General features: G+C 61.2%; 19 protein-coding genes. 6 read left to right on the forward strand and 13 right to left on the reverse strand.

Features of this window, described 5'->3' with window-relative positions; all coding sequences use genetic code 11:
- Positions 1–151 precede the first annotated feature (151 nt).
- The 3 genes from U1A53_RS04835 (at position 152) to U1A53_RS04845 (ending at position 1,912) form a co-directional block, all read left to right on the forward strand.
- Positions 152–496 (forward strand): helix-turn-helix transcriptional regulator, encoded by a 345-nt coding sequence (locus U1A53_RS04835; RefSeq protein WP_322279342.1) that lies wholly within the window; start codon positions 152–154, stop codon positions 494–496.
- A gap of 226 nt (positions 497–722) precedes the next feature.
- On the forward strand, positions 723–1,457 hold the full coding sequence (locus U1A53_RS04840) for a DUF695 domain-containing protein (RefSeq protein ID WP_322279343.1): 735 nt from the start codon (positions 723–725) through the stop codon (positions 1,455–1,457).
- 242 nt (positions 1,458–1,699) lie between these two features.
- On the forward strand, positions 1,700–1,912 hold the full coding sequence (locus U1A53_RS04845; RefSeq protein ID WP_322279345.1) for a hypothetical protein: 213 nt from the start codon (positions 1,700–1,702) through the stop codon (positions 1,910–1,912).
- 234 nt (positions 1,913–2,146) lie between these two features.
- On the opposite strand, the gene U1A53_RS04850 is transcribed toward U1A53_RS04845, so the two are convergent.
- From U1A53_RS04850 to U1A53_RS04860, 3 genes are all read right to left on the reverse strand, one after another.
- Positions 2,147–8,254: an autotransporter-associated beta strand repeat-containing protein gene (locus tag U1A53_RS04850; protein WP_322279346.1), complete on the reverse strand. Its 6,108-nt coding sequence runs from the start codon at positions 8,252–8,254 to the stop codon at positions 2,147–2,149.
- 98 nt (positions 8,255–8,352) lie between these two features.
- Positions 8,353–10,950, reverse strand: a complete 2,598-nt coding sequence (locus U1A53_RS04855) for a serine/threonine-protein kinase (RefSeq protein WP_322279347.1) — start codon at positions 10,948–10,950, stop codon at positions 8,353–8,355.
- Positions 10,951–10,982: 32 nt separating this feature from the next.
- Positions 10,983–11,741 (reverse strand): hypothetical protein, encoded by a 759-nt coding sequence (locus U1A53_RS04860; protein ID WP_322279348.1) that lies wholly within the window; start codon positions 11,739–11,741, stop codon positions 10,983–10,985.
- 105 nt (positions 11,742–11,846) lie between these two features.
- Between U1A53_RS04860 and bioA the strand changes: the two genes are divergently transcribed.
- Complete coding sequence (bioA, locus tag U1A53_RS04865; RefSeq protein WP_322279349.1) at positions 11,847–13,109, forward strand: adenosylmethionine--8-amino-7-oxononanoate transaminase; 1,263 nt, start codon at positions 11,847–11,849, stop codon at positions 13,107–13,109.
- On the opposite strand, the gene U1A53_RS04870 is transcribed toward bioA, so the two are convergent.
- The 4 genes from U1A53_RS04870 to U1A53_RS04885 all read right to left on the reverse strand — a co-directional run bounded on the left by U1A53_RS04870 (position 13,093) and on the right by U1A53_RS04885 (position 16,700).
- On the reverse strand, positions 13,093–14,193 hold the full coding sequence (locus U1A53_RS04870; protein WP_322279351.1) for an inorganic phosphate transporter: 1,101 nt from the start codon (positions 14,191–14,193) through the stop codon (positions 13,093–13,095). The two genes, bioA and U1A53_RS04870, sit on opposite strands and share 17 nt — an antisense overlap.
- A 19-nt stretch (positions 14,194–14,212) precedes the next feature.
- Positions 14,213–14,845: a DUF47 family protein gene (locus U1A53_RS04875; RefSeq protein WP_322279352.1), complete on the reverse strand. Its 633-nt coding sequence runs from the start codon at positions 14,843–14,845 to the stop codon at positions 14,213–14,215.
- 111 nt (positions 14,846–14,956) lie between these two features.
- The gene (locus U1A53_RS04880; RefSeq protein WP_322279353.1) at positions 14,957–16,162 is read right to left on the reverse strand and encodes a porin; all 1,206 of its coding nucleotides are present in this window, start codon (positions 16,160–16,162) and stop codon (positions 14,957–14,959) included.
- 190 nt (positions 16,163–16,352) lie between these two features.
- Complete coding sequence (locus U1A53_RS04885; RefSeq protein ID WP_322279354.1) at positions 16,353–16,700, reverse strand: P-II family nitrogen regulator; 348 nt, start codon at positions 16,698–16,700, stop codon at positions 16,353–16,355.
- 202 nt (positions 16,701–16,902) lie between these two features.
- Here U1A53_RS04885 and U1A53_RS04890 point away from each other — a divergent pair, with 202 nt between their 5' ends.
- Complete coding sequence (locus U1A53_RS04890) at positions 16,903–17,817, forward strand: hypothetical protein (protein ID WP_322279355.1); 915 nt, start codon at positions 16,903–16,905, stop codon at positions 17,815–17,817.
- A gap of 6 nt (positions 17,818–17,823) precedes the next feature.
- Here the strand turns inward: U1A53_RS04890 and U1A53_RS04895 are convergent, their stop codons facing one another.
- Genes U1A53_RS04895 through U1A53_RS04920 form a run of 6 tightly spaced genes read right to left on the reverse strand, consistent with a single transcriptional unit; the run spans position 17,824 to position 21,200 of the window.
- The gene (locus tag U1A53_RS04895) at positions 17,824–18,264 is read right to left on the reverse strand and encodes an arsenate reductase ArsC (protein WP_322279357.1); all 441 of its coding nucleotides are present in this window, start codon (positions 18,262–18,264) and stop codon (positions 17,824–17,826) included.
- Positions 18,261–18,956: an aquaporin gene (locus tag U1A53_RS04900; protein ID WP_322279359.1), complete on the reverse strand. Its 696-nt coding sequence runs from the start codon at positions 18,954–18,956 to the stop codon at positions 18,261–18,263. The genes U1A53_RS04895 and U1A53_RS04900 overlap by 4 nt, the downstream gene beginning before the upstream one ends.
- 1 nt (position 18,957) lies before the next feature.
- Positions 18,958–19,449: a DUF6428 family protein gene (locus U1A53_RS04905; RefSeq protein WP_322279360.1), complete on the reverse strand. Its 492-nt coding sequence runs from the start codon at positions 19,447–19,449 to the stop codon at positions 18,958–18,960.
- 6 nt (positions 19,450–19,455) lie between these two features.
- Positions 19,456–19,767, reverse strand: coding sequence for a metalloregulator ArsR/SmtB family transcription factor (locus tag U1A53_RS04910; RefSeq protein ID WP_322279361.1), 312 nt, complete (start codon positions 19,765–19,767; stop codon positions 19,456–19,458).
- Between the two features lie 54 nt (positions 19,768–19,821).
- A complete protein-coding gene (sigZ, locus tag U1A53_RS04915; protein ID WP_322279362.1) occupies positions 19,822–20,385 on the reverse strand; it encodes an RNA polymerase sigma factor SigZ in 564 nt (187 codons plus the stop codon).
- Entirely contained in the window at positions 20,382–21,200 is an 819-nt protein-coding gene (locus U1A53_RS04920) for an arsenite methyltransferase (RefSeq protein WP_322279363.1), read from the reverse strand. Before U1A53_RS04920 ends, sigZ begins: the two co-directional genes overlap by 4 nt.
- 298 nt (positions 21,201–21,498) lie before the next feature.
- Here U1A53_RS04920 and U1A53_RS04925 point away from each other — a divergent pair, with 298 nt between their 5' ends.
- Entirely contained in the window at positions 21,499–21,831 is a 333-nt protein-coding gene (locus U1A53_RS04925; RefSeq protein ID WP_322279364.1) for a hypothetical protein, read from the forward strand.
- Positions 21,832–21,890 lie beyond the last annotated feature (59 nt).

Below are 21,890 nucleotides of genomic sequence, written 5' to 3' on the forward strand. Positions count from 1 at the left end.
GCCTCGGTTACCCCGATTACGGAGCCCTCCCGCGTGTTGGGAGTCTCCTGAACCTCGATTGCGGAGTCCTCCAGCTTGTCAGGAGCCTGCTGGACCTTGATTGCGGAGCTGCGGGGCTTGTCAAAAGGCTCGGCCCGGACACAATCACTCCATGAGCCAGCCAGCCGCGCCTCCCACCCTGCCCGCGCCACCACCGCAGGTCATCCCGGCGGATACCGTCTATGCCGCGCTCGGCGATCCCACGCGGCGGAGGATTCTCCAAATCCTCGCCCACGGTCAATCTCACACCGCCACGACTCTGGCAGGCAACGTCGGCAAACGACTCGACGCCACGCTCAAACACCTCGTCGCGTTGCGCGGTGCTGGTCTGGTGGTGACGGCGGAGAACCCGCAAGACGGCCGCCGTCTCCTCTACCGCCTCACTCCCGCCATCCCCGTGACCAAGACCACCACCGGCTGGGAGATGGACTTCGGGTATTGTATGGTGCGGTGCTGAATGAAGGCGACCTCTCGGGATATTTTTCAGCTTCCAGTATCCGCCCACAGCGCACCCACCGACAGGTTTGTTGCCTGAGTACGACATGGGAGGATAAAACGACACCCGTGAGCCCCGAAATCTGTACTCAGGCAACCAATCTGTCGGCTATAAAGCTGCTGACAAACACACGAATCTGTTAACCATCCACACTGTTCGGGCAACCAACAGCGCCACTCTCTACCACATGAGCGTTTGCCCTAACCACGACTGGGACTCTTATTCTTACAGCACCGACAGCGGCCCAGTTATTGTGGGTTTCCACACGGAGGCGAACAAGATTGATCAGAGCAAGTATCCATATTGCGCCAGAGTTATTATCACGATCAAGGCCCCCAACCACAACGGAGGCCCTGCACAGGACGAGGCCCAGATTCTATGGGATATGGAGGATCGTTTGGTCGAAGCTCTTGATGCTGCTTCAGTCCCTTGCCTGCTCCTTGGTCGTCTTACACACAGCGGCAGACGCGAGTTGGTGTTTCAGGTTGCTGATTACACCCCTTTTCGCCCACCAGTTGGGCGTTGGATTCGGGAGCACGCAGCTTATGAGACCGATGTTTCTGAGCATGACGGATGGGACTTTTACTTTGAGTCTGTTTGGCCCTCAGAGACCTCATGGTTGCTGATCATGGATCGCCGTGTTGTAGATAACCTCGTGAAGGCTGGCAGTGACGCATCGAAGCCACATTCGCTGGAGTTCGTCTTTCGGGGAGATCAAAGTGCTTTGCAGGAGATGCAGACGGCGCTCTCTTCCCGTGGATATACGCTTCTCGACTTCTCGCCCGATGAGTCTCGTTTGATCATGGCTCGCAGTATGACTCTGGACGTCGGCGAGATTTTCAGGGAGAGTGTAGCCCATCACGAACTATGTGGGAGTCTTGGAGTTGAGTATGACGGGTGGGGAGCGTTGACAGTCTCATGAAAGCGGTCACCTCCAAACCAAGGCCGAACAAAACGGATGCAGGCAACGGCTCGAATGGCATCTGTCGTGTCATCGACGGTTGCCAGCGCCCCCCGGCGCTGCCCTTCGGGTTGCCTTCAGCAAGCTATGTCGCTCCGCTCCATTCCCGCTCGCCGTCGCCTGATCCGGGATGTTAAGCCAAGAAATAGAGCGCTTTTTCGTCGGAACCATCGAAGCACCCACCCTGAAACAAGGAGAACACCATGACCCAAGCCCAGGCCAAAAAAACCATCGTCGTGAACCTCGCGCTCTGGTTTGTCGCGATGCTGCTGCGTCCGCTGATTCAGATGCTTCCCACCGGATCGGGCGCTCCGCCGAAGATCTTTGAGCTGCTCGTGCCGATCTTCTTCATCATGCTCGCCGGTGCGTCCACGTATCTGCTCAAGTCTGCGATTGGAACGACGAAGGACGACTAGGGCAGCATCATGACAACTGGGTGGTACGTTGTTCACGCTTTAGCGTGACGAGGGCTTTCCCACGCTGAAGCGTGAACAACGTACTCCAAGCATGGCCTGTCAAAGAAGCAGGCGCGACCCCCATGAAAAGATCGCGCCTGCGTGGTTATGGCCAAGTGATCCGAAGCGCTCCCTGATGCGCTGTCCGGCGGTTGGCGTTGTGCCGGACCGCGACCAGGGAGAATTCGAGACCGCTTAGAAGTTGATGCGGAAGCCTGCCTTGAGGTGGTGGCTGGATTCACCGCCGAAGTGGCCTTCATAGCCGGCGTAGGCCGTGACGGCTTTCGCGATGGCGTAGCTGGCGTTCACCCGTGTGACGACCTGGGTGTCGTCGCTGCCGGCGAAGTTCACCGGGTAGCTGGCGGTGGGGACGTTGACGAGGTTCACCGCCATCTGGCTTTTGTCGTTTTGCAGCGCCTGCTGCACCGAGAGGCCGACTTCCAGATTGAACGGCCTGCCTGCCAGCTCCGTGCTCCACAGGGCGGAGAGACCGGCCTCGGCGATGAAGCGCGAGTCCGTGTAACCGCCGACGTTGAGCGCGTCGATGGTGCCAGTTTCGGTGAATCCGCCCACCTTGGTGTTCGAGTAGGTGAGCGACAAACGCGGGGCGATGGAGACATTGCCCACACGCCAGCCTTTGTACTGCACGCCGAGGAAACCGACGTAGCTGCTGGAGTCGGTGGAGCCGGTGGCCAGGCCGTTGACCGTCTGGCGGCGGAGATCAAAGTCCTGCTGCGTGTAGCCGAGGCTGCCGAAGAAGGTGAAGCTCTTCGCCACAGTGACGCGGCCGAAGATCATGGCACCAAAGCCCTCGGACTCCGCGCTGCCGAGCGGGGCGCTGATGCTGCCCTCGCTCATGCTGCCGGCGATGCCGACGGTGTAGTCCTCGGAAGCGAGCAGATTGAGGCCCGCATAGTAATCGTTGCGGCTGACGTCGGCGTTGTCGGCCGTGCTCATGCTGCTGTTGGTGTAGCCAAAGAACAGGGACATGTGCTCCGGCACGTCGGTGAAGCTGTCCTCACCGGGCTGGGCGGGCATGTAGTTCATCGGCGAAACACGATCCTGGATGGCCTGCGCGAGCACCTGATTGCCCATGAAGGCGTAATCGGCCATGGAGCCGTAGTAGTCCGGGACATATTTGGCGAGATCAGCGCCGGAGCCGTTGGCGGCGTCGGTGATCTGCAAGGCAAGCGCTCCGGCGATGGTGGAGCTGTCGATCTGATTGGGGCCGACGAGCGCCGAGTTGAAGATCGCCGTGGCAGCGGCGCTCTGGTTCGCATTGGAACCGAGTTCAGCAAAGGTGCTGGTGGGACCGTTGAGACCGGTGGCGGTGAGCAGGCCGGTGTTCACGTCGAAGACGACGGCGGCATTCACGACCGCAGCCGCGCCAATGCCGACGCCATCAGCGTCGAAGTCCACGACCGCAAAAGTGCCAGTGAGGTGATTGATGGGCAGTGCGCCAGCCGCACCAGCGATAATCTGGAACGAGTTGCCTTGAACAGGGGTGAACCCACCAAAGCCAGCCACATTCAACGTGCCGCCCACGGCACTGGCCACTGCACCTGGGGTGGTGAGCCGGACCTGATCGAAGTCCGTGCCCGCAACGCCACCGAGTCCAGCCAGTTCGGCCTTGACCACGCCAAGAACAGGCGCAGCACCGGCAAGGGTCACGATACCAGGGGAGAAGCCCGGAGTGATGGTGCCGAGGTTGATGACATTCCCGGTGCCGACGAAGGTGATGTTCCCGGAGATCGTCGAACCGAAGGGAATGATGAAGTCATTCGCGCCGATGTTGATGATCCCAGTTGTGCCCGGAGTGCTGGTCACGGTGGTGAAGATGATGGTGCCACCGCCGCTGAGGTCCAGCGTGCTACCGTTCGCAATGGTGATCGTGGTGCTGTTCAGTGTGGCACCGCTGCCGACGATCAGGCCGTTGGAGATGGTGGTGCTCTCAGTGGTGGTGGTGCCGCCGCCGAGATTCAAGGGGGTGCCGACGCCAGGAGTGCCGGTGATCAGATTGGAATTCGGGGCGTTGATGATCCCAGTGAAGAGGCCACCGTCGCTGATGACGAACTGGTTGCCGTTGGTATTGACAGTGCCCGAACCGAGGAGCGTCGTGAAGGTCTCCATGCCGCCGGTGTAATCGAGGTTCAGGATGCCGTTCACCGTTACAGAAGCGGTGTTGAGGATCAATTCCGTCGCCTTCAGGTCGAGCACGCTCAAGGCATTGATGACGACGATGGACGCCTGGCTGGTGCCGAAGAGATCCACAGCACCATTGGTGGTGATTGTGCCAGTGCCGAGGTTGGCATTGATGATCGAGCCGTCGTTGAGGTTGTAGTTCAGCGCCGTGAGGGTAGAGGGACCGTTGAGGGTGCCGGTGCTGGTGTAGGAATTGACCGTGTCATTGGTGGATCCCAGGTTCATGGTGCCGTTGTTGGACACATCAGCGGCCGAGGAGAGCCCGCCGGTCTTGCTGTCGAGCACGACGCCGGAGGCGACGTTGACGATCTTGCTGGCAAGGCTGCCGGTGAGATCGGCGCTGCCACCATTGAAGTTGGCGGTGCCGGTGGAGGTGTTCGCGCCGGAGAGCGTGAGCTTGCCGGTGCCGGTTTTGGTCAGGACCGAGGAATCCGTGCCGCTGATCACGCCGGAGAAGGTGGTGTCCGCATTGGCATTGGAGACGAGCGTGTTGGACTGAAGCTCGATGGCCCCGGCACCTGCGATGGTGCTGACGGACTCATTGCCGCCGAGGCGGAAGGTCGCACCAGAGGCCACGATGATGTCGGAGGCGTTGTCGATGCGCTCGTTGCCAGAGGTTTCGACGGTGCCTGCGTTCACGGTGGTGTCGCCGGTGTAGGTGTTGGCACCGGAGAGGGTGAGCTTGCCCGTGCCGGTTTTGGTCAGCGATCCATTCGTGCCGCTGATGACGCCTGCCACCGTGGTGTCGGTGCTGTCGCCTGCGGTGAGGTTTTTCGCGCCGAGGACGATGTTCGAACCCGCCACACCCGCGATGGAGGCGATGGTTTCGCTGCTGGCGTCAATGGCCGAGATGTCGAAGGTGCCGGTGGCACTGGTGATGCTCACTGCGGTGAGGTCGGAGAGCGAACCGCCCGCCGAGAGGGCGAAAATGCCGTCCGTGATGGTGGTGGCACCGGTGTAGGTGTTCGCCGCCGTGAAGGTCGTCTTGCCGCCGCCCGTTTTGGTGAAGGAACCGCCCGTGCCGCTGATGGTGCCTGCCACCGTGGTGTCATTGGCGTCGCCTGCGGTGAGATTTTTCGCGCCGAGAACCACGGATGATCCTGCTGCTGTGGCGATGGAAGCGATGGTCTCGCTGGCACCGGTTTTGGCCGAGATGTCGAAGACGCCAGTGGCGGCGGTGATGCTCAAAGCGGTGTTGTCAGACAAGGAACCGCCTGCCGAGAGGGCAACGGTGCCGTCATTGATGGTGGTGGCGCCTGAGTAGGTGTTCGCGCCAGTGAGGGTGAGCTTGCCCGTGCCATTTTTCGTTAGGCTGCCGCCGCTGCCGGAGATGACGCCGGAAACGGTGGTGTCGGTGTCGGCATTGGTGGTGAGGGCATTGCCCTGGAGATCAAACGAACCTGCGCCAGCGATGGTGCCAAGAGCTTCCGTGCCGCCGAGGCGGAATGTGGCACCCGACTGCACGGTGAGGTTGGTGAAATCGGAGAGACGCTCATTGCCGGAGGTTTCCAACGTGCCGGCTTTCACCAGGGTGGCCCCGGTGTAGGTGTTGGCACCGGAGAGGGTGAGCTTGGAGGCTCCATCCTTGGTCAGGGCACCCGTCCCGGAGATGACACCGGAGAAAGTGGCGTCTGCGGCCATCACCGTGGTGAGGATATTGCTGTCCTGGATCTCGATGTCCCCAGCACCGGAGAGGGTGCCGAGCGTTTCATTGCCGCCCACGGTGAAGCTGGCCCCGCTCTGGACGTTCAGCGCGGTCGTGTCGGCGATGCGATTGTCGCCGGAGGTGGCCAGGGTGCCACCCGCCACGTCAATGGGCCCGGTGAAGGTGTTATTGGCTGCCAGCACGACGGTGCCAGTGTGATTGGCATCGTTGACGGTCAACGAGCCGTTGGAGATGACGCCGTTGAACACGGCCCAATCGACGTTTTCGTCCACTCCTGCCTCGGTGTCGGCGTCATTGGCCGTCACCAGGATGGTGCGGTTGCCACCGCCGAGGTTGATGTTGTTCATAAAATTGACCTTGTCCGTCGCCGTCGCGGAGCCAAACACCAGCGCGCTGCCATCCTGCACAAAGCTGCCGCCGCCCCAGGTCTGGGTCTGGCCGTTGCTGAGCTTCACATTGAGCTCGCCATCAATGGCCGCAAAACCGCCGCTGCCGGTCCACTGGACGCGATTGCTCTGGGTGCCGACGTAGCGGGTGAAATCACCGTTGCCCATCAACACCGCGTCCGAAGTCAGGGTGCCTTTGAACTCGATATTGCTGTCAAAGTAGATGCCGTCGCCGTCCTGGGCCTGAAGCGTGCCGCCTTCGATGATGGTCTGGCCGGTGTAGGTGTTGGTGCCGTTGAACTGCACCAAACCGCTTTGAATGGTGATGTCCGCGCCCTCGCCGGAACGGATGTTCGATGCCGTGCCCGAGGGGGCGCTGTCATCTGCAATGGAAGTGCCGGAAGGATCGCCGTTGAAGGTGATCACGTTGCCTGCGCCGGGATTAAGGATCACCGTGGAGCCGGTCATCATGAACAAATCGGAACCAGCCGCACCGCCGGGTGCTCCTGCGATGGTATTCACGTCCCCAGCCTGGCCGTCGCCACCGCGCGTACCGTTGCCGTCGAACAAGGCATTGCCGGTGATGGTGAGCGTTGCTCCTGAACGCACAAAGATGGCACCGCCATACCCACTGCCGCCACTGCCGCCAACCACGAGCGCTCCGGGGGCAGCACCGCTGGCTCCCACGCCTGCGCCAAATCCGCCGTTGCCACCGCCGCCAGCCGCTCCATCCAGGCCGTCCGGGCGGGAACCGCCCTGGGTGGCCGCAATGGCCGGCGTGCCGGGAGTCTTGATGATCTCCACGCTCGTTGCAGGAGAGTCCTCCTGGCCCACCACGGTCACGGGGGCCGTCATGGGATTGCTGTCGTGATCAAAAGCGTAGGAAGCCGGCATACTGTCGAGATTGGCCTCGAGTTGCACCCGTTGGAGAGTAACAGGGTCGATGTAACCCTTGCTGTAAGAGGCCGGGATGACCACGGTCTCGGTCACATCCGCGACGGCGGGCGAGCCGCCGGAAGCTGTCCAGCCAGCACCACCGCCACCGATGCCACCGTTTCCGCCCCGGCCACCACCGGCACCAAAGCCGCCGATGCCGCCGTTGCCACCATCCCCGGCGTCACCGCCTGCGGCACCACCCTTGAAGGCAGAACCGCTCCAGTTGGCCCCGCCAATGCCGCCGTTGCCGCCGTTGCCGCCGGCTGCGCCGCCTAAACCAAAGCCGCTGTTGCCGCCATTGCCGCCTTTGCCAGCGCCTCCTCCCAAGCCGATCTGACCATCAGCCAGTGATTGGTCGAAATAGACCAGGGCTGCAACCGCATCGCCGAGACCGATGCCGGCGTTGATGACACTCGGTGCGAGGCCAATCGCGACATTGATCGTGAATGGATTGCCGGAGGCGGCGGCGAGCTCGATACCGACGGCCACCACATCAAGCGAAGCCATAGTGACACCGAGGATGAGCGACTCGTTGCGGTCGCCACCATTGCCGCCATTGCCGCCGTTCCCACCAGCGCCGCCAAAACCAAGAATGCTGTTGCTGCCGTTGTAGCCCTTGGTGCCGGTCGTGCCGCCGATGTCTGTATAGGTGGTCTGCGTCGGCGTATAGCCATTTGCTCCGCTGGCGGCGGTGGAACCTGTAATCAGGTTGTTCAGCGTTCCGCCGTTCAGCGTTCCACCCACCGCACCTACTCCGCCCTGACCACCAATCACGTTGTTGGAGAGAAAGTTCACGTTGTTGAGCGTGACTGACGCTCCAGAATTGATGAACAGAACGCCGCCTAAACCAGCGCCGCCGCCGCTGCCCTCACCGCCGACAGTTTGGAAGTTTTGCAGGGTGACATTGCTTAGATTGAGGCTGCCGGTGTTAACGAAGTAGCCGGTGTCACTGCCGCCATTGATGATGCCGCCAGCACCATCCAGGTTGTTGGCGCCTGTCAGCAAGGTGCCGGGATCCACCGCGTAGGCGGGTTTCAGAGCGAGAGACAGCGATAGAATCGCCGCGAATGCCGCATGGGGCAGTTTTCGGAGTATTGGATGTTGTGTTTTCATGGGATGCACGGGTTCGTGCATCCGGCATCCACAACTTCCCGGCAGGCGTGTTACCTCACGGGTGAAATATATTTTGAGCGGACTGCGATTTTTCCGGCTCAAGCGCCTTTCCCAGCTGCGACAGCCGCTTTTTGCGCCGCCTCGGCCGCCTCGAGCAGTTCCTCAAACTCCGGCCGCAACCCTGTGGCTTTGCGCCCGCTGATGTCGTCTTTGTCCAGCGCCTGGATGAGGTGTTTGACAATCATGAGGCACTCCGAGGGCCGCCCGGCCTGGTTCAACCTCGCTGCGACAGCCTTCCAGCGCCTGAGCACGTAATAGGCGGATTCACCCCACTGCTGGGCTTTAAGCAGTCCGGGGAGATGCTGCAGCAGGGCCTCGGCCTGCCCGTGACGGCCCAATTCCTGCAAGGTGAGGAAGTCGAACATCAACAAAGCCGCGGCACCGGGGGGCAGTCTGCCATCCACGCGCACGCGCTCCAGCCAGAGTTCCGCCAGGGCATGCGCCTCCTCCAGGCGGTGCAGGTCTTGCAACGCCTCGACCGCCCTGGCCGCCTGCCACTGGGTTTCGGGGGACATCGGGCCGAGTTGCTGGTCACACACCAGGAGGGAGTCCCGGCGCAGTTGCAGCGCGGCCTCGCGATCGCCCTTTTTTTCCAGCGTCCCTGCCAGCGCGTCCAAGGTCGCGTTCGCCTTCACGTAATCGGGACCGACGGTGTGCCAGTAAATGTCCAGCGCATGGCGGGCATGCGTGATGGACTCCTCGACCAGCCCGGCCTCGCGGCAATGCTTCGCGAGACGCCCCAAAGCACGTCCGGTGATCGCATGGCCCTCGCCCTCCTTCTTCATCGCCAGCTCACAGGTCTCGCGCCCCAGTTTCAGGGCCTCCTCCTGCCTGCCCTGGTTAAACACGACCGACATCAGCTCGATGTTGCCGGTGATGATGTCAAAGGTGTCACGCTTGCGCTCGTAGTGCGCCACACAGGACCGCAGCAGTTCCTCGGCCTCCCGCAGCGCCTCCGGCGTCCCTACCTCATCCAGCAGCTCCTCCGCCAGCGCGTACTTGGTCCTGTAAGTTTGAGTGTCCCCCGCGTCCAGATGCGCTGTCTGCCAGGCCAAAATCCGGCGCAGTTCGTCGCGCGCCTCCCTCGACTCAGCACTCGCAGCATCCGAAGCATGCATCATCTTGAGCGCCACAAGGTAGCGTAGACTCCACAACAGCGGATCATCCGCCTTCAGACGGGACTCCAACTCCGCCAAAACCTGACGGAAGACTTGGATGTCCGCCGGTTTTCTCAGCATGGCAGACAGATCCATCAGCATGGCCGCCTTCCGCCCAGGGTCTCCTTGGAACGCTGCCACTCGCCGCAGCAACTCATCCCGCATTTGATCTGAATCCAGGTCTTTGCCAACCACATGCTCATCCGTGCTGCGTACGGTCGCCATCACGATGCTGGCGATCTCGTCCGACTCCGCTTTTTGTTGGAGCGCCGTTTGTTCGGCCCGCTCCGCCTTCACCGCATGCCAGAGAGAAATAACCATGCCCCCGATCAGTGCCGCCGAGGTGGCCAGAATCCCAAGGGTGGCCGCCTTGTTCCTCAAGGCGAGCTTCCACAACCGTTCAAACGACCCCACCGACCTGGATTGAATCGGTTTGCCCTGCAAAAAACGGTCCAGCTCGTCTGCCAGGAAGCCGGCGCTGGCAAGCCGCCGGGCGGGCTGCTTTTCCAAACAGCGCAGGATCAGGGTGGCTAGATCTCGTTGAATTTGAGAGATCTGGCTCATCGACGGTGCCACCGGCTTCGTCTCGACCGACTTCGCGCTCGAACGTGAAATCAACTTCCCGGTGGAGCTGATCTCCGGCTCCTCCTGGGTGATGCGGCGCATCACCTCCACCGCGCTGCCGCCTTGGAACGGCAGCTTGTCCGTCACCATCTGGTAGAGCATGACCCCCAGCGCCCACACATCACTGGCGATGGTGACTTCCTTGGACCTCCCCGCCGCCTGCTCCGGGCTCATGTAATGCGGCGTACCCACATAGGCGTTGCTCCGGGTGAGCTGGAACTCCGCATCCAGCAGCTTTGCCAGGCCAAAATCCGACAGCATCGGCTTGCCGGCCACATCCAGCAGGATGTTCGCCGGTTTCAGGTCACGGTGCAGCACCCCGTGGTCATGCGCATGCTGCACGGCCCGGGCGATCCGGCTCAGGAACGTGGCCGCCTCACGATCCGGCATCACCCCGCGTTTTTTCAGGCGCTCGGCCAGTGATCCTCCTTCGGCAAGGCGCATGGTGTAGTAGGGCATGCCGTCATACTCGCCGCTTTCATAAATCGGGACGATGTCCGGATGGTCGAGCTGCGCCACCGCCTGCGTTTCCGCCCGGAAACGGGCCGCTTCGTCCCGCGTGGCGAAGTGGGCGTTGCGGATCACCTTCATCGCCACCACCCGCCGCAGCTTCACATCTTCCGCCTCGTACACGACCCCCATTCCGCCACAGGCAATCTCCCGCACCAGCCGGTAGCCGGCAAAATCGCACGGCAGGGTCAGATGCCGTGCGGGCGGGGTGGGCGTCGAACCAGGCTGACCTGTGACGTGATCCGCCTCCAGACCTTCCTGTAGCAGACACACCAGGCAGACACCATCCTGCTCCAGCCTGCTGGAGCAGACGGGGCAGACATTTGGCGGGGCGGCGGCACTCATGCGGGGCGATGAATACGCGTTTCCAGCAGGCTTCATGCCGCCATGGACAGCAGGCTCACGAGGTAGCGCAGTTCCCCGTCCACCTCCTCATCCTTCGAAACAATACTTCTCACCTCGGTGCGCAGCAGCACACCGAACCGCCGCCGCAGGTCCGTGGCCGCCTTCCGCACCGCCCCATGGGACATGCCATGACGCTGGGCCATTTCCTCCCAGTCAGGACCCGCTCCGTTGCTGGCGAAGGTGCGCTCGCGCAATTCCATCAAAAACTCGCTGCGTTCACGCTGCTCGATCTCCACTTCCAGCCGCTTCATCGCATGATCCACCAAGGCACGCGCCCAGCCGTGGTCATAGGCCTTGTCGGGCGATTTCCCCTCGATCAAGGCCGGGTTCTCGATTTTGGAGTCCATTTCATCCATGCGCAGCAGTGCCGCGCCACCGCCGCGCTTGGCCGCATGGTTCCGGTGATGCTCGTTGAGGAGCCAGTTCGTGAAGCAGCGCAGCAGGAAGCTGCGAAAGCGCACCTCGCCGCGCTTGACGTTTTTGAGCATGTCCCGGGACAGCAGGTGCTCGAAAAAACCCTGCACCTCGTCCGCCGCCGCGTCGTGCGCAGATCCTCGCTGCCGCGCAAACACATAGAGCGGCCGCCAGTACGCCCGCGCCAGCCGTTCCAATCCTGCCAGGGCATCCTCCTCCCGCCCGGCCTCCTGAATCATCGACCACATCGTCACCGGGAACAGCGCGCTGTTTCCGGCAGGCTGGTTGGCGGTGTTGGAGAGTTGTGCAGCTGGCATGCGGGGCACGATCATCTTTTAAAAATATGAAACGGCATATATGAGAAAATTTAAACAATCGCGGCTCATTATGAAAGGATGCTAGTGTAAAAAGAACGCAAGCCCATGTTCCCCGTCACGGACCTGACCACCCTCGACAAACGCCACCTCTGGCACCCTTTCACGCCGATGCAGCCATGGTGTGCGGCGGATCACGTCCCGTTGATGCTGGTGGAGGGGTCCGCTTGCGCACTCAAAGACCAGTTCGGCAACGAGTACCTCGACGGCAACGCCTCCATCTGGACGAACATCCACGGTCACAACCATCCGGTGATCAACGCGGCGATCACGGAACAGCTCGGCAAAGTCGCGCACACCTCGTTTCTCGGTTTCACGCATGAACCGGCGATCCGGCTGGCGAAGGAACTCGTGGATCTGGTGCCGGGCGACAAACTGACACGCGCTTTTTTCACCGACAACGGTTCCACGGCGATCGAATCGGCGGTGCGGATGGCCTTGCAGTATTGGAAGCAGAACGGCAGGCCGCAACGCGACACGCTGGTCGCGTTTGATCGTGCCTATCATGGCGATACGCTGGGCGCGGCCAGCCTCGGCGGCATTCCGCTGTTCAAAGGCAGCGGCAACGATTTCGGCTACCGCGTCATCACCGTCCCAAGTCTTGACGCCCTTGACCTCTTGACCGTTGACGACCGTTCCCGCATCGCCGCCGTCGTCATCGAACCGCTGATCCAAGGTGCCGCCGGGATGCGTCTGTGGCCGCAAGGGATGCTGAAGGCGCTGGATGCATGGTGCGCAACGCAGGACGTGTTTTTGATCCTCGACGAGGTCATGACGGGTTTTGGCCGCACGGGCAGGATGTTCGCCTGCGAGCATGAGAGCGTCGTTCCCGATTTCCTCTGCCTCGCGAAGGGCCTGACGGGCGGTTATCTGCCTTTGGCGGTCACGTTGACCAGCGAACGTGTGTTTGAAGGCTTTCTCGGCGAGCCGCACGAGGGCCGCACGTTTTTCTACGGCCACAGCTACGCGGGCAGTCAGCTCGGTTGTGCAGCGGCGCTGGCAAGTCTGCGCATTTTCCGCGAGGAACGCGTGCTGGAACAGCTTTCGGCCAAAATCGCACGCTTGGGCGAGCTGATGGCCGATCTGCCTGCCTTCCGCCAGTGCGGCATGATCGCGGCGATGACGGTGGATTCACCGGATCTGAGCCTGGGGGCCAAAGTTTGCCTCGCCGCACGCAACCACGGCCTGCTCACACGTCCCATCGGCAACACGCTCGTGCTGATGCCGCCGTTGTGCGTCACGCTGGAGGAAATCGAGCGCATGGTGGCCGCGCTGCGGGCCGCACTGAATGAAGTTACTGCACCGCAGTGATGAGCCGGTGCAAACCGTAGCCGAGCAGGGCGGTGGCGGGAATGGTCATCACCCAGGCCCAGACAATGCTTTCGATGAGCGGCCAGCGCATGGAGCCCCAGCGTTTTGCGGCACCCACGCCCATGATGCTGGTGGTGATCGTGTGCGTGGTGCTCACCGGCATGCCCAGATAGCCGGTTGCAACAAGAATCGTCGCGGCGGTCGTTTCGGCCGCAAACCCATGCACGGGCTTCATTTTGACCATCTTGTGGCCCAGGGTTTTGATGATGCGCCAGCCGCCAGCGTAGGTGCCGGCGGCCATCGTGAGAGCGCAGGTCAGAACGATCCAAATCGGGATCGCGGTCGATTTGTCCACGATTCTCAGGAAACCCAGCCACTCCGGCAGGGCATTGAGCTCACCCGCCTGCGTGGCGGCAAACAACGTGAGCATGATCACGCCCATCGTCTTCTGCGCATCCGCCAGGCCGTGGCCAAAGCCCATGCCCGCCGCGCTGACGATTTGCAGCCGGCCAAACACCCTGTTCACCGTGTGCGGCCGCCAGTTGCGAAGCAGCCAGAACAGGAAGCCCATGAGCAGGAAGCCCACCACCAGCCCCAGCAGCGGCGAGGTGATCATCGGCACCACGACTTTGTGATAAATGCCCTCCATGCTCTCCTTGCCCGTCACTTTGTCGATCTTCACGCGCGACCAGATCAGCACATTCCAGTTGCCGCCCGCCGCACCCAGACTCGCGCCGATCAATCCGCCCACCAGCGCATGGGTGGAACTCGAAGGCATGCCAAACCACCAGGTGATCAGATTCCAAATGATACCGGCCAGCATGGCGCAAAACACCGTCAGCGTCGTCACCGCCACCACTTTGTCATCCACGATGCCACTGTGGATGGTCTTGGCCACGGCCTGGCCGAAGAAGGCCCCGACGAGGTTCATGCTGGCCGCCAACAGCAGCGCCTGCCGCGGCGTGAGCACCTTGGTGGAGACGACGGTGGCGATGGCGTTGGCCGTGTCGTGAAAGCCGTTGATGTACTCAAAGGCATACACCACGAGCAGAACGACAAGGAGCAGGAGCAGCGCGGTAGTCATGGATCGCGGCGGCGGCGGCTCAGGAGTTTTTCAGCACGATGTGAGCGACGACGTTCCCAGCGTCACGGCAGCGGTCCACGACCTTTTCCATCAAATCGTAGAGGTCTTTCAGGATGATGACCACCACCGCATCCTTCTCGGTGGTGTAAAGAACGCGCAGACACTCCAGCATCAGCTTGTCAGCATCTCCCTCGACCTTCTGGAGCCTGGCGTTGAGCTCCTTGATGCGTTCCAGGTGCAGCTTCTTGCGCAGTTCGCCGACCATGGTCACCACGATCTCGATGGCCTCTTGCTTCATCTGCATCTGTTTGGAGAAATCCACCTGCCCCAGGCGCTCGCGGCAGATCAGCACACGCTCAGCGATCTTTTCGACGGTTTTGGGAATCTTGTAGAGCACGTTGGCCAGCGCCTCGATGTCCTCACGCTCCAGTTCCGTGACAAAGGTGCGGCACAACGCCTCGTCGATCTGCTGCGTGATTTTTTTATCCTCGCGGCGGGAGGCGATGAGAGCGTCGAGATTCTGCGAGGGATCAATGGGCAGGCTCAGCAATTTGTTGAGAGCCTGGATGCTCTGCTTGGCCTGGGCCGCGCTGGCTTCGAGCAGGTCGTAGAAGATGTCGGTTTTGCCGAAGATTTTTTGGAAGGAGATCATGGGAATGACGTGCGTGGCAGATAGAGCGAAGGGGCTGCGGGCTGTCAAGACAGGTCCCGGATGGTTTTGTGACGGATTCGTTTCAGAGCGGCATACAGGAGTTTTTTGTGCTCACCAGACACCGTCAAGCGTCTGTGCCATGGGGAACGGGCCTTTGGAGTGCGGGCCGAAGAAGAAACGGAAGGCCACCATGCCCATCCAACTGTCCTGGCCGTTCATTTTGGCGTATTCGGCGCCGGTCATGATCTTGAGGCGATGGCGGGCGATGTGGTAATTGAGACCTAGATAGCCGGCATGGTAGCGGTCGCCGGTATTGAGCCCGACATTGCGTTCGTAACGGCGCTGGGCGCTCAGGCCGGTTTCTCGCTCAGAAAAGGCGAACTGATAGCGGCCAACGAGCTGGAGCTTGTCGGTGAGGAAGATACCGGGCTGGAAATTGATGCCATGCGCCGCGCCGCGGGTGCCGCCCAATCCAGAGGTGATCTCAGTGACGAGGGACATGGGGCCTTCCGCGAGGATGAGCGCGGTCGAAAAACCGTTGTAGAAGCGGTTGAGGTTCGTGGCGCGGGCATTGAAGTCACTGTAGAGATAGCTCACGTTCAAGTGCGCAGCATCGAGGCCAGCAGGGTGCCCGAGATCATAGGTGAGCGAGGCGAGGTAGCTCCAGCCAGAATTGAGCTTCGTGAATGAATTGCCCATGCTCGGGCCGGTCGCGTTGGAGAACAGGCCTGTGTAGTAGCTAAAACGTCCGCCTTTGCCGCTGAGGGTGACCGCAGGTGTGTAGTCCAGCCCAAACATGTTCGTGAGCATGCCGCGCTCTAGATAGTTGATATAGCGGCTGGAGATGTTGCGGTCATGGGTGAAGCGGTGCTTTTGCTGACCGATGGTCAGGTTCAGCGCATCGTTGAAGGACCATTGCGCCCACAACTCGGTGAAGCCGTTGTAAAAGGGCTCAAGGTCGGTGCCGCTGACCATCTGGGCGTGCAGCGTCAACTTGTTGAAGAATTTGCCCTGGAACCCCATGCGCAGGCGCCGGTTTTCGAGGCTCTCCTCATACCGGCCGTTACTGCCATCGATCCAGTGCTGCTGGGCGTGATAGCGGCCCAGAAGCCAGAATTCCTGCACGACAGGGTTGTTCTTATCCTGATAGACGCGCCCGAGGTTCTCTAGTTGCTCACCTAGCGTGGCAGTCGGGGTCGGTGCGATTGCGGTGCTGACGGTCCGCGTATCAAGGGTGGCGGCCTCGCATGGCAGCGAGAGGGCTGCAAGAGCCACCAGGACGGTAATGCAAGTGACGGAAGGACAAGGAAACGACATGCTGATGAGAAGGAACAGAGATCGGAAGGGCTTCCATTCTGCTCGCGGCCACCTTTTGTGACAAAACCGTAACACTACCAGATTATGATTGTGACGAAATCGTCACAAAGCCCCCCTCTAAAAAAAAATGCCCGCCCCAAGCAAAGCAAGGGGGCGGGCATCAAAGAACGGGAAGGTTCTGGGGGAGAAATTAGCTGCTGGCCACGGCGTCGGAACCACGCTCGCCAGTGCGGATGCGGATGGCGTCGAGCACGGGGCTGACAAACACCTTGCCGTCTCCGATCTTGCCGGTGTTCGCGGCCTTCACGATGGCGTCAACCACGGTGTCTGCACGGCTGTCGTCCACGACGACTTCAATCTTCACTTTCGGGAGGAAATCGACGGTGTATTCACTGCCGCGGTAGATCTCGGTATGGCCCTTCTGGCGGCCAAATCCTTTGACCTCCACGACGGTCATGCCTTCGACTCCGACTTCGGAGAGGGCTTCTTTCACATCCTCGAGTTTGAACGGTTTGATGATCGCTTCGACTTTTTTCATGGTTAACAGCAATTAGTAGTGTGGTTCACGAATTGCAACGATCAGAACCGTGGGAAGTCATTTTCCTGGCCCAACCTTTTGCAAAAAGGAAATAGAGCCGGAAGCGTGCCAACTCTCCTCTCGATTTCCGTTGAGGAACAAAAACCCTGCCCGACGGGGAGAGCCGCGTTGCAAACCACCGCCCAGTGGCTTACCTCGGCCCATGCTCCGCCCCGCCGCGCTCCTGGCCTCAACATTTCTCTGCCTTTTTTCCTCCGCCCCGGCCCAAGACGCCCCGGTGGAACTGAAGTTGCACTGGGAACCGGGCCAGACCTATGTGCAGGAATCGGACACCGACACGACGAATTTCCTGACCGCTCTCGGCAAAACCAGCGACCAGAAGCTGCGCATGCACCAGACCACCAGCATCGCGGTGCAAAAGACACCCCAAGGCCAGACCGAGGCCAAGGTGATGATCGAATCCTTGCTCGGTGAAATGACCTATGAGGGCAAAAGCCACATGTTCGACTCGAAGAATCCTGGGGCGTCCCATCCGGCGCTCCAGCAGATCCTCGGCGGCTCTGCAGGAAAAAGCTTCACCCTCGTCTATGATGAGAAAGGGGCTTTCCTTGATGCGAAAGACACCGCCTCCATGGTCACCGGCGGTGTGGAGCCTGATCTGACCTCCATCGCCAACGCCCGCCAGCTTGCCACGCTTTACCGCCGTTCTCTCGAGATGGGACTGCCAAAAATCCCTGTGCGCCCCGGTGACAAGTGGATCTCCGACGAAATCGTCCCCTTCCCCCAGGCCGGTACCGTCCAGGTGAAGCTGAACGCCAAATTCGACGGCGTCGTCGATCGCGAAGGCCGCCGTCAGGCGCAGATCGCCTTTGAAGGCACCATGAAATCCCAACGCGACAAGGACAGCACTGGCCGCGAACTCCGCACCGAGCGCCCGGTGACCCTCGGCGACGATTCCAAGGTCAACGGCCATGTCTTTTTCGATCTCGAACGCAAAACCATCTCCCTGGCCGTCTTCTCCGCCACCATCCAGCTCAAGGTGGAGGGCAAACCGATGCCCGTGCGCCAGCAGGTCACGACGCGTCTCATGTCAATGAAGCCGACTGGCGCTCAGTAAGCCTTATCACTGCCGGCGCTTCATCTCATCGCGCCTTCCGTCCGCATACGCGGTGAAGACCGCTTTGATCTCATCCCGCACGCGGCGGAAGACGGCCAGGATTTCTTCCTCGCTGCCGGTGGCGTGTGCGGGATCGTCAAAAGGCCAGTGGTGGCGGTTGAGCTGACCGGGAAACATCGGGCAGGCCTGATCCGCGTTGCCGCAGACGGTGATGACCGTTTCCACATCGCGGGTGAGGAAGTCGTTCATGTGCTTGCTCGTGTGCGCACTGATGTCGATGCCGATCTCCGCCATCGCCTTGATGCCGAGCGGATGCACATAGCCCGCAGGCTTCGACCCGGCGCTGGCGACTTCGAGAATATCACCAGCTACCGAACGCAGGATGCCTTCGGCGAGGTGGGAGCGGCAGGAATTGCCGGTGCAGAGAATAAGAACCAGGGGTTTCATGAGGATTGGGAGTTTGAATCGGCCGCAGACTGGCATTGGCCTCCGCAGCAGCCGGGATCACGCACGCCGAGGCATAAAGGCACGGCAAGCAAGGCACCGAGCGTGGGAGCGGCGAGATAGATCCAGAGATGCTCGAAATGACCGGAAATGAGCGCTGGAGCCAGCGAACGGGCCGGATTCATCGACGCGCCGGAGATCGGGCCGGCAAACATCGCTTCCATCGCGATCACACCACCAATAGCGATGCCAGCCGTGATGCCCTTCTCCTTCGCGCCGGTAGAAACGCGCAGGATGGTCAGCATGAGGATGGCAGTCAGAATGACTTCAAGGACAAAACTCTGCATCGCGCCTCCCGCAGGCAGGGTGGCGCCGAGTTTTGTGTGAGTTGGAAACAGCAGCCGCAAAACGCCGCTGGCGAGACATGCGCCGACGATTTGGGCGGCAACGAAGCCTGGAACTTCTTTCCACGCGAAGCGACGCGCTGCCGCGAACGCGAGAGTGACGGCCGGATTGAGGTGTGCGCCGCCGACATCGCCATAGGTGTAGATCATCGCCATGACAACCAGTCCAAAGGTCAGCGCGATGCCCGCGTGACCAATCACGCCTCCGCTCACGTCGTTGATGACGATGGCTCCGGTGCCCGCAAAGACGAGCGTGAAGGTGCCGAGCAGTTCTGAGAATAGCTTGTTCATGTCAGCAGCATTTCGAGCCGGGTGTGCAGCAGGTCGCGGGAACGGCTTTCGCAGCGGGTTCTGGAGTCGTGCAGCACTCGCCGGGCAGGCAAATACCACGAGCGAGGCAGTCGGTGTGCTTCCAGCCGCAGCGGAAGACGAGCATGCCGTCGATGATCTCCGCGCTTTCGACCGGGAACTGCGCCACAACGCCGTCCTCGTATTCGATTTCGACGGGAAGGTCGTGATGCGGCAGCACATCGCCCGCTTTGTCAAAAATCATGGCCAGCTTGTCCGCCATGAGCCGATGATCGAGATCGTCATGCACCCAGGTTTGCAGCAGGCAGGTCTCCAGCGTGCGCCGCGTGCCGCCGCAGTCGATGAAGCGCTTCAAAACGTGCCCCACCTCGGTGATATGGAAGTGCGCCGGGATCAGGCCGCCATCCGGCAGCAGGAATCGCACGGGCTTGTCAGCATGGGAGCGAAGTTGAGAAAGGAAGTCGGTGATGGTCATGAGGAATCAGCAACAGGTGGTTTTCTTGCCGCCGCAGGCGAGCTTGTCCACGCAGCGGAGGAAGTCGCCGAGGCAGTCGCAGGCGAGCGAGTAGTAGATGTTCAGCCCGCGCTTCTCGCAGTTCAGCACGCCAGCCTCGCGCATGAGCGTGAGGTGCTTCGAAACGGTGGACATGTCCGCGCCGACAAGCTCTTTCAGGTCGCACACGCACATCTCCCCGGCCATCAACTTCTCTGCAATGAGCATCCGCGACGGATGCGCCAGCGCCTTGATCACAGTGGCGCGGCGTTCGGAGGTCTTGGCGGAGGCTTTGGGCATCTTGTTGGCTATTTCGCCAAATAAATGCCTATGGCAAGAACTTTGTCAGCCCTTTCAAGAAGCGCACTCCACACACCCTGCTTTCTCCCGTGGCTCACATTCCACCACGCCGCCGCGACGATCGAACTCAAAGCGGCAGCATTCCAGCAGCATGTCCTTCAGCATCGCTCGGCCGCGCTGCACACGCGATTTCGCGCCGGAGAGGCTGATGCCGAGACGGGTGGCGAGTTCCTGCTGCGTGAGGCCCTCCAGCTCGGTGAGCTGGACTGCCTCGCGATACGGTTCCGGCAGCTCGGTGATCATGCGACGGAAGGCGGCGAGCAGTCCGGCCTTCTCCGCCTCGTCGGTGCTGTCTTGAAGCGGCTGCGCAAGGTCGTCCGGCAGCTCATCGGTGGGGCGCTGGGCGCGGAAGTGATCGACGATGGCATTGCGGGCGATCTGATGCACCCATGCCTCGATCTTCTCCACACCGCGCAGGGTGCCGAGGCGCTGCTGGATTTTTACGAACACGTTTTGCAGGATGTCCTCCGCGCTTGCATCATCAGCCACCCGCCCGCGGATGAAAAAGCGCAGGCGCGCGGCGAAACGGGTCCAGATGTCTTCGAGCGTGAGGGTCATGCGCGGAGCGGTTTGACGGCTTCGATGGTGGCGGAGGCAAACAGATCCTCCAAGCCTTTTCCAGGGAAGCATTGCTGGATCACCGCGCTGCTTTCCGGCTTCGGCGTGACGCGGATGTCGGAGAAACCGGCCTCACGCAGCATCGTCTCGACCTCGCTGACAAGCGCGGAACCAGAGGCGCAGGAGGCGTGGAGTTGCACGTCCTCCCGTAGCGCCTTCGGCACGGGTTGCAGCGCCACGACATCGGAGATGGCGAGCCTGCCGCCGGGCTTCAACACGCGGAAGGACTCGGCGAAGACACGCGCCTTGTCGGGCGAGAGGTTGATGACGCAGTTGGAAAGGATCACATCCACGCTGGCATCGGCCACGGGCAGGTTTTCGATCTCGCCGAGACGGAACTCGACATTCGCGAGACCGGTCTTGGCCGCGTTCGCACGTGCTCTGGAGATCATCTCCGGCGTCATGTCCACGCCAATGACTTTTCCTTCCGCGCCCACGGCACGGGCGGCGAGGAAAGCGTCAAAGCCCGCACCGCTGCCGAGATCGAGCACGGTCTGGCCCGGCTTCAACGCGGCGATGGCATGCGGATTGCCGCAGCCGAGGCCGAGGTTCGCGCCCTCAGGCACGTCGGTGGTCTGCGTGGTGTCATAGCCGATTTTGCGGGCAAAATCGTCCGCACTGCCAGCACCGGGCGTGCAGCATGTCGGCGAGCAGCCGCAGCCGCTTTCACCGGCGATACGGCCATAATGTTCGCGCACATTCTGGCGCACACGGTCCTGATTGATGATGGTTTCGTTGGGTTGGAGGTTTTTCATGGGTGGATGGATGTGGGTTTGAGTTTCACCGTCAGCGTGATGCCACGCGGTTTCAGCGAGGGAGACGGACGGATGTGAAAATGGACGCAGGTTTTTTGTGCCGCACCTCGCCAGGGGACGATCTCGCCGCAGAAAAACGGTTGCGCGTCTCTGTGCGAACCTGAATGAGAGAATCGTCACCCGACATCTTCTGCGGTCTGGCCTCGCCGTGATTGTCACGAGTCCAACATTCAGTTAAGCGGCCAAAGGCCGACCATTGCGGGGAGACATCGCATGGGATGACCGCCCGTGGATGCTGATGGACCTCACCGCTTCATTCTTGAAGCTCGCAGGCACCAAAGCGCCCGATGGTCATCCGGTGCTCGTGGATGTGATCGAAGGCCGCGAGACTCCGCCGCGTGACCTCTTCTGGCGTGCCCGGCGTGGCGACCGCACCTGGCGTGCGGTGCGCTCAGCAAATCTGAAATGGATCGCCAAAGAAGACAGCGGCAGCCCGGCGGAAGAGTGGCTCTTCGACCTCGCCAACGATCCCACCGAGACGACGGATGTGAAAACGACGAGGATAGATGAGGTGAAGCGTCTGAGAGCGCTGGGGAAACAATGGGAGCAGGACGTGCTTGCGGAGCGGTGAGGCTGGGATGAAGACAGCAGAATGGAAAACAGACCCATCAGAGAATCAATCTGCTGTCC

This window comes from Prosthecobacter sp. (genome assembly GCF_034366625.1).
GTDB lineage: Bacteria > Verrucomicrobiota > Verrucomicrobiia > Verrucomicrobiales > Verrucomicrobiaceae > Prosthecobacter.

What these genes read in the sequence shown, in the direction of transcription:
- U1A53_RS04870 (WP_322279351.1), bottom strand. Translation starts at nt 14,193, where the DNA reads ATGACTACCGCGCTGCTCCTGCTCCTTGTCGTTCTGCTCGTGGTGTAT.
- U1A53_RS04835 (WP_322279342.1), top strand. Translation starts at nt 152, where the DNA reads ATGAGCCAGCCAGCCGCGCCTCCCACCCTGCCCGCGCCACCACCGCAG.
- U1A53_RS04880 (WP_322279353.1), bottom strand. Translation starts at nt 16,162, where the DNA reads ATGTCGTTTCCTTGTCCTTCCGTCACTTGCATTACCGTCCTGGTGGCT.
- U1A53_RS04855 (WP_322279347.1), bottom strand. Translation starts at nt 10,950, where the DNA reads ATGAGTGCCGCCGCCCCGCCAAATGTCTGCCCCGTCTGCTCCAGCAGG.
- sigZ (WP_322279362.1), bottom strand. Translation starts at nt 20,385, where the DNA reads ATGACCCTCACGCTCGAAGACATCTGGACCCGTTTCGCCGCGCGCCTG.
- bioA (WP_322279349.1), top strand. Translation starts at nt 11,847, where the DNA reads ATGTTCCCCGTCACGGACCTGACCACCCTCGACAAACGCCACCTCTGG.
- U1A53_RS04895 (WP_322279357.1), bottom strand. Translation starts at nt 18,264, where the DNA reads ATGAAACCCCTGGTTCTTATTCTCTGCACCGGCAATTCCTGCCGCTCC.
- U1A53_RS04840 (WP_322279343.1), top strand. Translation starts at nt 723, where the DNA reads ATGAGCGTTTGCCCTAACCACGACTGGGACTCTTATTCTTACAGCACC.
- U1A53_RS04850 (WP_322279346.1), bottom strand. Translation starts at nt 8,254, where the DNA reads ATGAAAACACAACATCCAATACTCCGAAAACTGCCCCATGCGGCATTC.
- U1A53_RS04860 (WP_322279348.1), bottom strand. Translation starts at nt 11,741, where the DNA reads ATGCCAGCTGCACAACTCTCCAACACCGCCAACCAGCCTGCCGGAAAC.
- U1A53_RS04890 (WP_322279355.1), top strand. Translation starts at nt 16,903, where the DNA reads ATGCTCCGCCCCGCCGCGCTCCTGGCCTCAACATTTCTCTGCCTTTTT.
- U1A53_RS04900 (WP_322279359.1), bottom strand. Translation starts at nt 18,956, where the DNA reads ATGAACAAGCTATTCTCAGAACTGCTCGGCACCTTCACGCTCGTCTTT.
- U1A53_RS04905 (WP_322279360.1), bottom strand. Translation starts at nt 19,449, where the DNA reads ATGACCATCACCGACTTCCTTTCTCAACTTCGCTCCCATGCTGACAAG.
- U1A53_RS04910 (WP_322279361.1), bottom strand. Translation starts at nt 19,767, where the DNA reads ATGCCCAAAGCCTCCGCCAAGACCTCCGAACGCCGCGCCACTGTGATC.
- U1A53_RS04885 (WP_322279354.1), bottom strand. Translation starts at nt 16,700, where the DNA reads ATGAAAAAAGTCGAAGCGATCATCAAACCGTTCAAACTCGAGGATGTG.
- U1A53_RS04875 (WP_322279352.1), bottom strand. Translation starts at nt 14,845, where the DNA reads ATGATCTCCTTCCAAAAAATCTTCGGCAAAACCGACATCTTCTACGAC.
- U1A53_RS04920 (WP_322279363.1), bottom strand. Translation starts at nt 21,200, where the DNA reads ATGAAAAACCTCCAACCCAACGAAACCATCATCAATCAGGACCGTGTG.
- U1A53_RS04845 (WP_322279345.1), top strand. Translation starts at nt 1,700, where the DNA reads ATGACCCAAGCCCAGGCCAAAAAAACCATCGTCGTGAACCTCGCGCTC.
- U1A53_RS04925 (WP_322279364.1), top strand. Translation starts at nt 21,499, where the DNA reads ATGGACCTCACCGCTTCATTCTTGAAGCTCGCAGGCACCAAAGCGCCC.